Origin of the sequence: Undibacterium sp. MH2W (genome assembly GCF_049340215.1) — a bacterium.
GTDB lineage: Bacteria > Pseudomonadota > Gammaproteobacteria > Burkholderiales > Burkholderiaceae_D > Undibacterium.
Genome location: NZ_JBMPPA010000004.1, coordinates 56,651 through 69,241 on the forward strand (window position 1 = coordinate 56,651; position 12,591 = coordinate 69,241).

Annotated in this window: 12 protein-coding genes; 3 read left to right on the forward strand and 9 right to left on the reverse strand. The window is 45.6% G+C overall.

Annotation, left to right across the window (positions count from 1 at the left end; all coding sequences use genetic code 11):
* Nucleotides 1–35 precede the first annotated feature (35 nt).
* Nucleotides 36–680, forward strand: a complete 645-nt coding sequence (locus tag ACO0K2_RS10785) for a tetratricopeptide repeat protein (RefSeq protein ID WP_423018591.1) — start codon at nucleotides 36–38, stop codon at nucleotides 678–680.
* A 109-nt stretch (nucleotides 681–789) separates the two neighbouring features.
* Here the strand turns inward: ACO0K2_RS10785 and greB are convergent, their stop codons facing one another.
* Nucleotides 790–1,338 carry a transcription elongation factor GreB gene (gene greB / locus ACO0K2_RS10790; protein WP_423018593.1) on the reverse strand — a complete coding sequence of 183 codons (549 nt, stop codon included), beginning with the start codon at nucleotides 1,336–1,338 and terminating at the stop codon, nucleotides 790–792.
* A gap of 248 nt (nucleotides 1,339–1,586) precedes the next feature.
* Here greB and ACO0K2_RS10795 point away from each other — a divergent pair, with 248 nt between their 5' ends.
* Complete coding sequence (locus ACO0K2_RS10795; RefSeq protein WP_423018595.1) at nucleotides 1,587–2,234, forward strand: response regulator; 648 nt, start codon at nucleotides 1,587–1,589, stop codon at nucleotides 2,232–2,234.
* A gap of 27 nt (nucleotides 2,235–2,261) precedes the next feature.
* Nucleotides 2,262–3,941: a GGDEF domain-containing protein gene (locus tag ACO0K2_RS10800; RefSeq protein ID WP_423018597.1), complete on the forward strand. Its 1,680-nt coding sequence runs from the start codon at nucleotides 2,262–2,264 to the stop codon at nucleotides 3,939–3,941.
* Nucleotides 3,942–3,970: 29 nt separating this feature from the next.
* Here ACO0K2_RS10800 and ACO0K2_RS10805 read toward each other — a convergent pair whose 3' ends face one another.
* From ACO0K2_RS10805 to ACO0K2_RS10840, 8 genes are all read right to left on the reverse strand, one after another.
* Nucleotides 3,971–4,621, reverse strand: a complete 651-nt coding sequence (locus ACO0K2_RS10805) for a hypothetical protein (protein ID WP_423018599.1) — start codon at nucleotides 4,619–4,621, stop codon at nucleotides 3,971–3,973.
* Nucleotides 4,621–5,268 carry a GNAT family N-acetyltransferase gene (locus tag ACO0K2_RS10810; RefSeq protein ID WP_423018601.1) on the reverse strand — a complete coding sequence of 216 codons (648 nt, stop codon included), beginning with the start codon at nucleotides 5,266–5,268 and terminating at the stop codon, nucleotides 4,621–4,623. Before ACO0K2_RS10810 ends, ACO0K2_RS10805 begins: the two co-directional genes overlap by 1 nt.
* A complete protein-coding gene (locus ACO0K2_RS10815; protein ID WP_423018603.1) occupies nucleotides 5,265–6,395 on the reverse strand; it encodes a DegT/DnrJ/EryC1/StrS family aminotransferase in 1,131 nt (376 codons plus the stop codon). Before ACO0K2_RS10815 ends, ACO0K2_RS10810 begins: the two co-directional genes overlap by 4 nt.
* 65 nt (nucleotides 6,396–6,460) lie before the next feature.
* A complete protein-coding gene (locus ACO0K2_RS10820; protein ID WP_423018605.1) occupies nucleotides 6,461–7,696 on the reverse strand; it encodes a methyltransferase domain-containing protein in 1,236 nt (411 codons plus the stop codon).
* Entirely contained in the window at nucleotides 7,693–8,256 is a 564-nt protein-coding gene (locus ACO0K2_RS10825) for a dTDP-4-dehydrorhamnose 3,5-epimerase family protein (RefSeq protein ID WP_423018607.1), read from the reverse strand. The genes ACO0K2_RS10820 and ACO0K2_RS10825 overlap by 4 nt, the downstream gene beginning before the upstream one ends.
* Nucleotides 8,249–9,310 (reverse strand): CDP-glucose 4,6-dehydratase, encoded by a 1,062-nt coding sequence (gene rfbG, locus ACO0K2_RS10830; protein WP_423018609.1) that lies wholly within the window; start codon nucleotides 9,308–9,310, stop codon nucleotides 8,249–8,251. Before rfbG ends, ACO0K2_RS10825 begins: the two co-directional genes overlap by 8 nt.
* The gene (gene rfbF, locus ACO0K2_RS10835; protein WP_423018611.1) at nucleotides 9,307–10,080 is read right to left on the reverse strand and encodes a glucose-1-phosphate cytidylyltransferase; all 774 of its coding nucleotides are present in this window, start codon (nucleotides 10,078–10,080) and stop codon (nucleotides 9,307–9,309) included. The genes rfbG and rfbF overlap by 4 nt, the downstream gene beginning before the upstream one ends.
* Nucleotides 10,077–12,275 (reverse strand): tetratricopeptide repeat protein, encoded by a 2,199-nt coding sequence (locus tag ACO0K2_RS10840; protein WP_423018613.1) that lies wholly within the window; start codon nucleotides 12,273–12,275, stop codon nucleotides 10,077–10,079. The genes rfbF and ACO0K2_RS10840 overlap by 4 nt, the downstream gene beginning before the upstream one ends.
* Between the last annotated feature and the right edge of the window lie 316 nt (nucleotides 12,276–12,591).

The window sequence follows — 12,591 nt, forward strand, 5'->3', positions numbered from 1 at the left end:
GTCAGCAAATCTCTTCCCATCCAAGCAGAGCTGAAATGGAATCAATGGGACTACGTGCACTTCATGGGCAAGACAAAGATGCCTTCCATGCGCTGAGAACATGGGCAAAACAAGGTCAACCAATTGCACAAAGAGAATTAGCCTATGCATTGGCCACCGATAATCAGCATTGGGCAGAGGCCGCATCTTGGCTCAAAAAAGCCGCTGAAGCCGGAGATCCAGAGGCCCAATTCAATTATGCTGAAGCAAACTATAAAGCTCGTCTTGGCTTAACAAAAAACAATGCTGAAGCGTGGACATGGTACCAAGCGGCTTCCAAGCAAAAAAATGATAAGGCAACATTCATGTTGTCTCGCATGTGCAAATATGGCGAAGGTGTACCACAAGACCTCAAACAATCCGTTCACTGGCTTCAAGTAGCGAGTGAACTGGGAAACGCACAGGCAATGTTTTTGCTTTCGAATGCGTATGCTGACGGTGAAGGTGTCGATAAAAATCCAACACTTGCGCATGAGTGGCTGGAAAAATCGGCTGAAGGTGACTTCCCTGTTGCCATTCAGGCATTAGCGATCGAGCTTGAGGGAAAAACGGACGGTCACGACAAAGATCAACTTCGCGCGAGTCATTTACTTAAAGAGGCGAATGATGAAAGAAAAATGCGCTGGAACCAATATCAGTAACACTTAGTGTCAAGGATTGCGATGACATCGACCTTCAGTGTTGATCGGCTTAACTAACACTGAAGATCGTGCAAAAACGATCGTAAAAAACGACTGCGCTCAAGAATCGCTAGGATGGATAGATCACATCCAGGATCGTTAATTCGTCTACGCCAGATGGTGTTTTTAGAATGACGGTATCACCAATTCGGTTTTTCGTGAGCGCCCGCGCTACCGGCGAAATCCAGCTGATTTTGCCTTGCAATGGATCGAATTCATCAACCCCCACGATGGTGACCGTCACCTCTTCGCCCTGTAAATTTTCATAGACAATGGTTGCACCAAAAAAAACCTGATCTGAACCGTGATGTACCCGAGGATCAACCACCTCAGCAATATCCAAACGTTTGCTTAAGAACCGAATCCGGCGATCAATCTCTCGTAAGCGCCGCTTGCCATAAATATAATCACCATTTTCAGAACGGTCACCGTTAGAGGCTGCCCAAGAAACGATCTGAACGACTTCTGGCCGATCCACATCGATCAAGCGAAGAAACTCATCCTTCATACGCTGATGCCCCTCTGGCGTCATGTAGTTCTTTGCACCGGCAGGAATCGCTGGGGCACCGAAATCTTCATCGTCATCTGAGTCTGCTTCTTTGATAAACGCTTTATTCATTTTATTTTCTAAAGAACTACATCAAATTAATTACTATCTTCTCACCACAGGGCGGCCAACCCTTATAAAATAACAAGCAATTTAGCTAACGACAATTGCACCGACGAAAACAAAGTGATGCAAAGCTGGCACCTCCAGACGACGAAACGTCTTGCTCCGAGCCACGTTAGCAAGGAAAACACAGAATACTAGTACACAGCGCACATTGTATGCGACAGTACTAATATGACATAGAAATGGAATTATGCATGACTGATTTTGCGTCGATTAAGCTCGTGGTGGTGGACGATCATACCGTCGTCAGAGAAGGTATCAAAAGTATTGTCGGCGCTACCACCGATATCGCCGTGGTTGCTGAAGCCACGTCCGGCATTGAAGCAATCCGTTTGTCCCGGCAGCATGAATACAAGGTAATGCTACTCGATATCGCCCTCGCAGATAAAAATGGTATCGAAGTTTTAAAACAAATCAAAGCCGAGAAACCTGATGTACAAGTGTTAATGTTTTCGATGTATCGCGAAGACCAATACGCGATACGTTCGCTCAAGGCGGGTGCTTCCGGGTATCTCAGCAAACAGTGCAGTAAAGAAGAAATCATCAATGCAATTCGTCTAGTCGCGAGCGGCCTGAAATACATCAGCCCACAATTAGCCCAAGAATTAGCAAACAATCTCAATCAGGAACACGAAGACCAGTTACACAAAACACTGTCAGACCGAGAATTTCAAACGCTGACGATGATCGCGTCTGGCAAATCAGTGAGCGACATTGCTAAAGATTTATCATTATCAGTAAAAACGATCAGTGAATATCGATCTCGCATCCTGTTAAAAATGAAATTACGACACAATGCAGAGCTAACCCATTACGCAATCAAGAATCAACTGGTAGACTAAAGAGCAATTCCTAGCGCGCAAAGCATTATGTCAAACACCCCAAATAATTCGCAATTTAAAACGCCTACTGACATTGCTCGCGAAGCTTTTAGACAACTTGCGATCCAACGAATTGCACCAACACCAGAGGCGTATCAGAAGCTTTACAATGAAATTGCGGGTATCTACACACCGCCAGACGACGCAGTTGCACCTCCAAAGACGAGCACTATTCAACCTGAACCATCAGCCGCTGAGAACTTGCTCGCTAGTTTTGCGACGAGTCTGATGAATTCGACAGGCGAATTAGCCAACTTTGGACATCGATTTCATCGCGCTGTCAGAAGCGGCAACTGGGAAGACTACAGTAAAGCACTCGATCAGCTAACCGAACACATGTCTGCACCGCGGGTTGCTCCCCCTGCGCAGCAAGGTATTAGCTTGGTCGATCCTACGCCTGCAGCGCCAGCGGTTGCATCAGCGAACGCACTACCATTGGTTGATTTCCCTCCTGCAGAAGACCCTCGCCCGCGCTTGCTCAGAGACTTGCTACACCGGACACTTTCATTAGCATTGTGTTCCATCTTAAAACCGACCTTACCGCAGTTAGCTGTTGAGTCTGAAGCAATCGGTCTCGCTGTCAAAGAAGCAGAATCGGAAAGCGCACTCAACCAAGTGGCAGTGCGCTTGAAGCAATTATGTTTTCAAATTGAACTGCAAAGTGGTGACAGTGCAGAGCAACAAGAGTTATTAGTGCGCCTTTTTGACCTGTTACTTAGCAATATTCATGACCTGCTTGATAACGATAATTGGCTGCGTGGGCAGATTGAAGTCGTTCAAAACTTAATTTCAGGCCCCATTGATCACCGCTCTCTTCAAGAGGCGACCCGTAGCCTGAAAGAGGTCATCTACAAACAAGGAACGTTAAAGAACAGCATTGCTGAGTCCAAGAATTCCGTCAAAAAAATGATGACCGCATTCGTGGATCGGCTTAACACGATGGTCGACACCACGGACGCGTATCAACAAAAAATGGATGACTACGCCACTGAAATCAGTAAAACCAGCGACGTAGGACAAGTTGGAAAGATCATCGGAAGCATTATTGACGAAACGCGTACGGTCCAATTTGAGGCAGCCAAGTCAAGAGACATCATCGTCGCCGCACAAAAAGAAGTGATCGAGGCGGAAAATAAAATCAAAGAGTTGGAAAAGAAACTAGCGCACATGAGCGAGTTGGTCCGCGAAGACCAATTGACCGGTAGTCTCAATCGTCGCGGCATGGATGACATCTATGAGCGGGAAGCAGAACGTGCAGATCGCCGCAACAGTCCTCTCTGCGTCGCGATGCTCGATCTTGATAATTTCAAAAAACTTAATGATACGCATGGTCACGCTGCTGGAGATGAGGCGCTCGTGCATCTCGTACGCATCGTTAAACAAACCTTGCGATCCATCGACATGATCGCGCGTTTTGGCGGTGAAGAATTTGTCATCATCATGCCAGAAACAGAACTAGAAGAGGCAGCACAAGCGATGACTCGCGTGCAACGAGAACTGACTAAACACTTCTTTACGTCAGATGAAAAACGTTTGTTTATCACTTTCAGCGCAGGCGTCGCCCTACGCGCCCCTCGAGAAACGCAAGATGCTCTTATCAAACGGGCGGATAAAGCAATGTATGCCGCCAAAAAAGCGGGGAAAAATCGGGTAGTAATGGCGGAGTAATTGCGGTTGACCTCCAGCCCCCCCTTCCTTTAATTTAAACGAAAGAAGTCCGAAAGAATATTACGTTGGTCTTTTTTAAAGACTAATTGACCGCCTTCGCCCTGGAATACCAATGAGTGAGCCGCTGTATTTTTATTGATAACGCTCACCCCCTGAGAAATCACGCTCCCGTCTGCAATCTGGCAATCGCCAATGATTGCGGAATTTGGATACATAATGACGCCCTCCCCAAGCACTGGCGCTATCCCGTGATTTTTCCCTACCGTCGAATTTTGATACAACACCAAATAATTCCCATAAGTCGCCTTTGCCAGAACGATGCCGACGGAATGTCCAATGAAAAAAATATCCGGCATGGCGATCTCATAAAAGAGATCGATGCCGTTCAGTGCTTTATTTAGCAGAAATAACTTTGTCTGCAGCTCTGCACTATGTTGATGACGATAGATGGTATTACTTAGAAAGTATAAAAAAATACAATACTGAGTCGAGTGCAAATAATCAAATTTGTCTGGCGTCCACATTTTGACGTGATTGACGCATCGCATTGTTCGCGCTAAAGCCTCATCAACATTCGCCTCTAACACATCACGATATCGTCGTCCATCAGGAAAAAAAGACGCTACCTGATTTTCAAGATAAGCGATCAGCCCTTCCCTGCCAAGACGAACAATCTCCATCACGACCACCTATAAATCATATAAACGAGGCTTGCTTCGAATGCTAAAAAGCTTTCATCCTCAAACCAGTTGATGTCCTCGCCATTTTTTTCGGAGCGCAAAGGAACCCGCTTTATCTCTTCAAACCCAACTTTTTTATAAAATTCTAAAGCCGTATTATCTGAGCGAACACGAACGCCAAGCGTGGTCAATGATAGTTGATCGCGCGCCCACTTTAGGGTCGTTTGTAGTGCCAATTTCATTAAGCCTGGTGGTGAGCTCCCGCCGCTGACAATGGCATCAGCCTCACCGTAACCACTCTCCCAATCAATAAAAGCAAGCCCGATATGACCTAAGCGTTCCCCACTCAGGTTCTCAAGCATGAACAAAATTTTCCCGTCACTTTGATGCACATATTCTGTCAACCACTTTGCAGTACGCTCAGGATGCGCATGGAACTCCGTCAAAAATGATTTGACGTACTTATTTCTCCATTCACTCAACAAGCGCAAATCAACGGGATCCAATTTTTCACGGACAGTTGGAATTACTCTCAAATAAGCGTTGACCGGATGACCAACAGGGATCACTAGGTTTGTCTGATTCAACCCCGAGCTATCCTTTAGGCATCTTATGAGTGCCTTTCCAGTGGATAATCCAGAGTTCATTTTGCACCTTTTGAAAAGTAAGCATGAATCTGATCAGCGACCTCTTTCACGACTGACATCGACATTTTCGAATGAAGTGGCAACGAGAGGATTTCTTTACCCACGCGATCCGTCACATCCAGACTACCTGCTTTACAATCTTTCCACAAAGAGAACAAGTGTCCTGGTTGCCAGTGAATTCCTGTATCAACGCCGTTTTTCTTTAATTCTGCGCGTAGATCATCGCGTTGATCAGCGGGGACACGGATGTAGTAAAGGAAAGGATTAACGCCTTCAAAATCAGTGTTCGGAACACGAACCGAAGGAATGTCTTTTAACAGTTGGTTGTAATATCTTGATGCTTCACGCCGACTAGATGAAATAACATCAAGCTTACCAAGTTGAGCAAGACCAATCGCGGCATGCATGTTTAACATATGATATCTAAAACCAACGCGTTCAACGTCGAAAGTCCACGCACGTTGGTTTTGATACATGACAGACGACGGTTGCTGCATACCCAGCAATCGCAACTCGTGCACATATTTCAATTCTTCTTCGGTGCGTACAACAATCGTTCCACCGTCAAGACATGTCACTGTTTTAACTGGGTCATGACTGAACACGCAAATATCTGAAAAGCTGCCGACCGGTTTCCCTTTGTAATAAGACCCAAACGAATGGGCCGCATCATGGATGACTCGCAAATTATGCTTTTTGGCAAAGGCTGCAATCCCATCGTGGTCAGAGAGAATACAGTCATAGTCCATCACAATAATTGCTTTTGTTTTTGGACTCACCAACTCTTCTGCACGCTTCAAATCCAGCTCGAGCGTATCGTCATCACAGTCACAAAAAACGATGTCAGCACCAACCCAACCAATTGCCTGGAAGTCCGCAGAACAGTTAAAAGATGCCACAATCACTTCATCACCTTTTCCGACACCAGCGACGAGCAAGGCGATGTGTAAGGCAGCCGTTCCAGTGCTAACAGCAGCAACATAACGATCGTTGGTACCAATAATTTTTTGTACTGTTTGTTCAAACTGAGAAACGTAACTCCCCATCCCTAACCAGCCTAACTCAAGGGATTCTTTACTTGCGTTGATTTCTTCTTGCTCGATCAATGGTTTAAATACTGGAATCATGACTATTCTCCTTAGCGGGTGGACTCAGTTAATTTTACTCAGTTATTTTTTATTTCTTTTTACATTCAATGACGGTCAAATTCATGAATTTCTGGAATAGCGACGACAAATTTGGGCTTCCAGATACAAAATTCGTCGAGATCTCGCCTTATTTCGTCACTTAAATTCCATGGCAAGATCAAGATAATATCTGGCGAATCCGTCAGTAACGCTGAACGATTCCGAATCGGGATACGACTTCCAGGTAAAAATTTATCTTGCTTATTCGGGTTTGCATCTACAACATAGGACACTAAGTCGCTGCGAATACCTGCAAAATTCAACAAGGTATTTCCTTTCGCTGCCGCGCCATACGCGGCAACCCTTAGTCCTTTTCTTTTGCAGTCAATTAAATAGCGCAATACATCATATTTAATTTTTTCCGCTTTTTCCTGAAAACCAGTATAAAACGACACATCACTAATCCCGGCTTGATCTTCGACTGCTAACAGCTCCGCAACCGATTGTTGAATCATCTGCACACCGCTACTGGTTCGCTGTGCGAAAACTCGCAGACTACCACCATGGGTTGGCAACTCTTCGACATCAAAAACTGTTAATCCATTTGCTGCAAAAATACGCTGCACCGCTGTCAGTGAGAGGTAGGAATAATGCTCATGATAAGCAGTGTCAAACTGCAGGCCCTGCACCATTCTCAGTAAATGCGGAAATTCAAACGTTACAACGCCCGTTGGCTTTAATAAGGTCGTAAATCCAGCAACGAAATCGTTAATATCTGGCACATGTGCCAACACATTATTTGCCGCAATCAAGTCTGCCTGACGACCTTGATCGACCAAGGATTGCGCCAAAGCCTGTCCAAAAAAATCGGAAATAATCTCGATGCCACGATCTCTGGCAGCCGCAGCAGTACTGGCGGTCGGTTCAATACCATAGCATGGGATTGCAGCTCGCTTCACATACTGCAGCAGATAGCCATCATTGGCAGCGACCTCGACAACGCAGTGACGACTATGAAGACCAAAGCGCTCTTGCATTGCATTAACGTACTGTTCAGCATGTCGTAGCCAAGTACTAGAATAGGAACTAAAGTACGCGTAATCCTCGTCAAACAGTGATTCACGACCAGTAAAGTCCTCGGTCTGTACGAGCCAACAGTGATGACAAACTAAGAGACGAAGTGGCAACCACACTTCAGCAGCGTGAAGCTGGTTTGGCCTTAAATACGCATTGGATGGTGGCGCGGTACCCAAGTCGAGAAACGTATGATCTAACTGCGCTTGGCAATGTCTACATTTCACAGTGATACTCCTTCAAAATCTTTGGAAATCAAAGGATAACTTTGATCTCGTTGCGATAACTCGATAATCGGTAAGCGCCAAGGAATTTGTAGTACGGGATCATTGACACTAATACCTGCTTCGGCATGTTGTGCGTATGCTTCGCTATGACAGTACAGCATGTGAACATCGTCGGTTAGCGTTTGAAAACCATGCGCAAAACCCTGCGGTATGAGCAACGAGCGATGATTATCAGCCGACAGCACTTCTGCATGCCATTTCAAAAAAGTAGGCGATTCTCTCCGTAAATCCACCACAACATCCCACACCTCACCCTGCATACATGAAACCAGTTTTATTTCACTGTGCGGTGGCAATTGAAAATGCAAGCCGCGCGCTGTACCTCGTTTTTGTGTATAGGTATGATTCATTTGACGTAGTTGTCCAGACCAACCTGCTTGCGCTAATTCTTCATCACAAAACAAACGTTCCAAATAGCCACGATCATCACCGCGTGGCAATCGTTCCAATACTTTCAAGCCAACGAGTGGCGTCGGATAGATCTGAAATCGCTCACTCATCACACGCCTCAAACGCATCAACGTCCCGCAAACAAAGCTGATACGCGTCTTCACCATCTGCGAAGGCGCGATACCAATGGATTGTCTTTTCGACGGCCTGCAAAAGGCTGAAACGCGAAGCAATCCCAAGAGAGCCCTTTGCTTTCTCCACGTTCAGACTCAGCAATACTGCTTCATGCTCCCCCTCTAAAGTGGTCGCATAACGCACTTCACCTCGCTGATAGACACCCCTTGCGATTTCTATGACCCGCTGCACAGTGGCATTGGCATCTGCTGGAGGCCCAAAATTAAATGCGCCGGGCACAACCGTGTCGTTCATTAATGCTTGTGCAAGTACAACGTAAGCATTCACAGGCTCTAAGACATGTTGCCATGGTCTCACCGATGCAGGTCGACGAATATCAAGAACCTGCGCAGCACCCCATGCCCGTATCGCATCAGGAATAAGTCGATCAGCTGACCAATCACCGCCACCAATCACATTACCTGCGCGAGCACTCGCGATCCGTACACCCTGTTTTTGTAAAAATGCGTCGCGATAACTTGCAATCACAAGCTCGGAAGCCGCTTTACTGGCACTGTAAGGATCATACCCCCCCAACTCATCCGTTTCTTGAAACGGCCGACCATGTTCATTGTTACGATACACTTTATCTGTCGTGACCATGATAGCTGCTTTCACACTACTCAGATCTCGTAATGCATCGAGCACATGCACGGTTCCCATCACATTTGTTGCGAAAGTCGACACCGGTTGAGAATAACTCTCTCTAACCAAAGCCTGCGCTGCAAGATGAAAAACAATCTCAGGTTGTGCAGCCTGGATAATGCTTTTTAGTTGTCGTTGGTCTCTGATGTCACATACATGGTGCGTGACAAGTTGTTTAACAGAAGCAGCGTCAAACAAAGATGGGGTCGTTTCTGGCGCCAGCGCAATACCGGTGACGTGCGCGCCGAGGCGATGCAAATACATCGCCAGCCAGCTCCCCTTAAAGCCAGTATGTCCCGTCAAAACGACTTTCCGACCACGCCAAAATGTTTTGTCAGGCATCATTTCCAGGTTTTCCAAGGTGCTTTACCGGACTGCCATAACTCTTCTAACTGTGTTTTTTCTCGCAGCGTATCCATCGGCTGCCAGAAGCCGCTATGTTCAAACGCCATTAATTGATCACGTTGCGCAAGCGTCGCTAAAGGCTCTAACTCCCAACTCGTTGCGTCGTCTGCGATAAGGTCAATCACCTCAGGAGACAACACAAAATAACCACCATTAATCCAACCACCATCGCCACGCGGCTTTTCAATAAAGCCCCCTACTTTGTCACCATCTCTCAGTAAAGCACCATATCGCCCCGGTGGTAAAACAGCGGTGACCGTCGCTAATTTCCCATGTTCACGGTGATACGCAATCGACGCCGAAATATCGACATCCGACACACCGTCACCATAGGTGAAACAAAAAGCGTCTTCCCCCTTCAGGTAATTGGCAACACGTTTCAATCGCCCCCCGGTCATCGTATCCGCACCAGTATCAACCAGTGTCACTCTCCAAGGTTCAGCGTGCCGCTCGTGCACCTCCATTTGGTTATTGGCCAAATCAAACGTCACATCTGACATATGCAAAAAATAATTCGCAAAGTATTCTTTGATGATGTAACCCTTGTAGCCGCAGCAAATGACAAAGTCATTCACCCCATGTGCTGAATAACTCTTCATGATGTGCCACAACAAAGGGTAGCCTCCTACCTCAATCATTGGCTTTGGACGCAAGTGTGTTTCTTCAGAAATCCGTGTGCCCAAACCACCAGCGAGGATCACTGCCTTCATGATGTTTCCTTTGCGCAATAGATTTGCCACATTTGACGATAGGCGTTTTCAACGTCATGTGCAAATAATTTCTCATTCATCAGTGGTGAATTGGCTAATTCGGCCCGCATATTCTTCCGGAGATGTTGCAGAAGTTCCGTGTTATGCGCCAGCGTCAACACTTTTTCTGCGTACTCCATTTCGGAATACGCAATCCACTCTGGGTGTCCCGCCGCGCCCAAAATGCTTGAACCGATGCGGCCAACCGAAGGACGACTGGCCAAAGAAACGAAGGGGATTCCCATATATAGGGTTTCAATCAGTGTCGTCCCCGAATTATGCGGAAAACAATCTAGCCCAATATCAATTTTTTGCAATGGTACCCATGAAGGCGATGTATAAGCGATATCCAAGCGTGAGCGCTCGATACCATATTGCATAAATCTTTCCGCAACCGCATCCTGAATTTTAGGATCGCCGAAATCACTACTATTAATGACTAACCGTGAATGAGGCATCGCATCAAGAATCGCCGACCACACCCTAACCACTTTATGGGTAATGCGATTGGAACGGGATAAGGTCCCGAATGTGATGATGCCATCCTTCAAAAATGGCGACTCGGTCAGCTCTGGTGGGACGCCATAAGGGCGATACACGATTGAACTATTTTCAAGACACCAGAGTTTTTCAGAAAAAAGATGATCGCAATTTGTATTAGCAATGTGTCGATCTGTCAGATAGTAATCCACTGCCGTTAAGCCGGTTGTATAACCGAAATCTAACCAATGCAGTGACACTGGAGCGGGCTTTCTTGCCAAAACACCAAGTCTATTATTGCTTGAGTGACCACTAATATCGACCAAAATATCAATTTGATCCGATTTTATTTTTGCTGCGAGCTCTTCATCGCTCATACCCTTTGTGTCTACCCAGACATCAGCAGATGCCTTGTACAGCAGAGTAATGTCATCCTCTTTGGGTGGGTCGGAATAAGCAAAGACCTCGACTTGAGAGTGATCATGTCCCTCCATCAAAGGGAGGAGATGATATTTGCAGACTTGATTGTAAAATGCCTGCGATAGATAGCCGACCCGCAACCTTTTATTCGGATCTTTTACATTATTAAACTTTGTCCATGTGGAATGGAATGGCAATCCGAATCGTTGATTGAACTCTTGATAACCCCCATAAATGACCTCGGCAGACAAATCCGGATGATTATTGAGAACAAACAGCAAAGCACTATATATCTTGCGGCTATATTCAGACAGCGGATCTTTCTCAAGGGATAATGCTTGCATGTACGCATCAATAGACTTATCTAACTGATTTGCTTTTTGCAATACATTACCGTATGCCGCCCATATTCTAGGTTCATCACTACATACCGTCACTGCTCGTTCTGCCAAGATTGCAGCATCTTTGGTGCGACCAAGCGCAGTCAGGATATCGATGAGGCCCGCGAGTGCTTTGGAATTGTCAGGTGATAGTTCGAGCCCCTTCCGAAAGCATTCCTCAGCCAGTACCCATTGCTGCTCATTTGAATAGACATCGCCTAAATTGGTATAAAAATACGTCACGTTAGGATTCAACAAGATGGCATTTTTATAATGCTGGATCGCGTCGTTGTTTTTACCAAGACCATAAAACGCGTTTGCCATATTATTATGGGCGTTAGCAAGTCCAGGCTCTTTTTCAATAGCACGCCTCAAGTAGGTGATAGCCTTACTGTACTCTTCCAATCCATTGTATGCCGCCCCGAGATTGCCGAGAATTTTTGCATTTTCAGGCATGAGCGCGGCTGCCTCTTGTGCTGGCGCTAATGCATCATTAAAGCGCTGCTGTTCGATTCGGCTTATTGAAAGATAATCCCAAGAATAAGGATCCTTTGGACGGCATATAGTGAGCCAAACAGCCACTTGCTCAAGCAATTCAAACTGACGCTCCGAAATAAGTGCGTCTTCTAACTTATATGCGACATCAGCCTTGAACTTTGAAGGCAAATTGCCGCTAAAAGCATGTTGCAGGTGCTCAAATGCGCCAACGAAATTTTTAAGCTCTATCTCGATATCGACTAAAAAGTAATGCGCGTCTGGATTCAGTGGGAATTTTCTGATGATATCGATGCATTGTTCTTTTGCTTCATGAAATTCTCGTGCCTTTATATGAGCTTTCACTCTGCTAAGAGTTTTTGGAAGGCTATCGGATTTCACTATCACCACTCCTTCGTATCAATATTGTAGATTTTTTTTGAAAAATTGACTTCAATTAACATCATTGTATCGAACCGAGTTGCTTTTTAAGCGTGAAACAAAGGGAATATTAGACCGCAAATCCCCTAAAGTATTTAAAAATCGTGCCGTCAAGCGGAAAAAAATTAAAAACTTAAGCAAAAAAAATAATATTTATTTACAGAAATATCCTAAAACTTTTCAAGACTTGACCGTAACCCTAAACAACGGCGGTGCAACAGTCATCAGGACAGACCAAAGTTTGAGGCTAAACCCCGAATTAAATAACTTAGGCAAG

Coding starts and splice junctions, on each gene's coding strand:
- ACO0K2_RS10785 (WP_423018591.1), top strand. CDS start 36: ATGGAATCAATGGGACTACGTGCACTTCATGGGCAAGACAAAGATGCC.
- greB (WP_423018593.1), bottom strand. CDS start 1,338: ATGAATAAAGCGTTTATCAAAGAAGCAGACTCAGATGACGATGAAGAT.
- ACO0K2_RS10795 (WP_423018595.1), top strand. CDS start 1,587: ATGACTGATTTTGCGTCGATTAAGCTCGTGGTGGTGGACGATCATACC.
- ACO0K2_RS10800 (WP_423018597.1), top strand. CDS start 2,262: ATGTCAAACACCCCAAATAATTCGCAATTTAAAACGCCTACTGACATT.
- ACO0K2_RS10805 (WP_423018599.1), bottom strand. CDS start 4,621: ATGGAGATTGTTCGTCTTGGCAGGGAAGGGCTGATCGCTTATCTTGAA.
- ACO0K2_RS10810 (WP_423018601.1), bottom strand. CDS start 5,268: ATGAACTCTGGATTATCCACTGGAAAGGCACTCATAAGATGCCTAAAG.
- ACO0K2_RS10815 (WP_423018603.1), bottom strand. CDS start 6,395: ATGATTCCAGTATTTAAACCATTGATCGAGCAAGAAGAAATCAACGCA.
- ACO0K2_RS10825 (WP_423018607.1), bottom strand. CDS start 8,256: ATGAGTGAGCGATTTCAGATCTATCCGACGCCACTCGTTGGCTTGAAA.
- rfbG (WP_423018609.1), bottom strand. CDS start 9,310: ATGATGCCTGACAAAACATTTTGGCGTGGTCGGAAAGTCGTTTTGACG.
- rfbF (WP_423018611.1), bottom strand. CDS start 10,080: ATGAAGGCAGTGATCCTCGCTGGTGGTTTGGGCACACGGATTTCTGAA.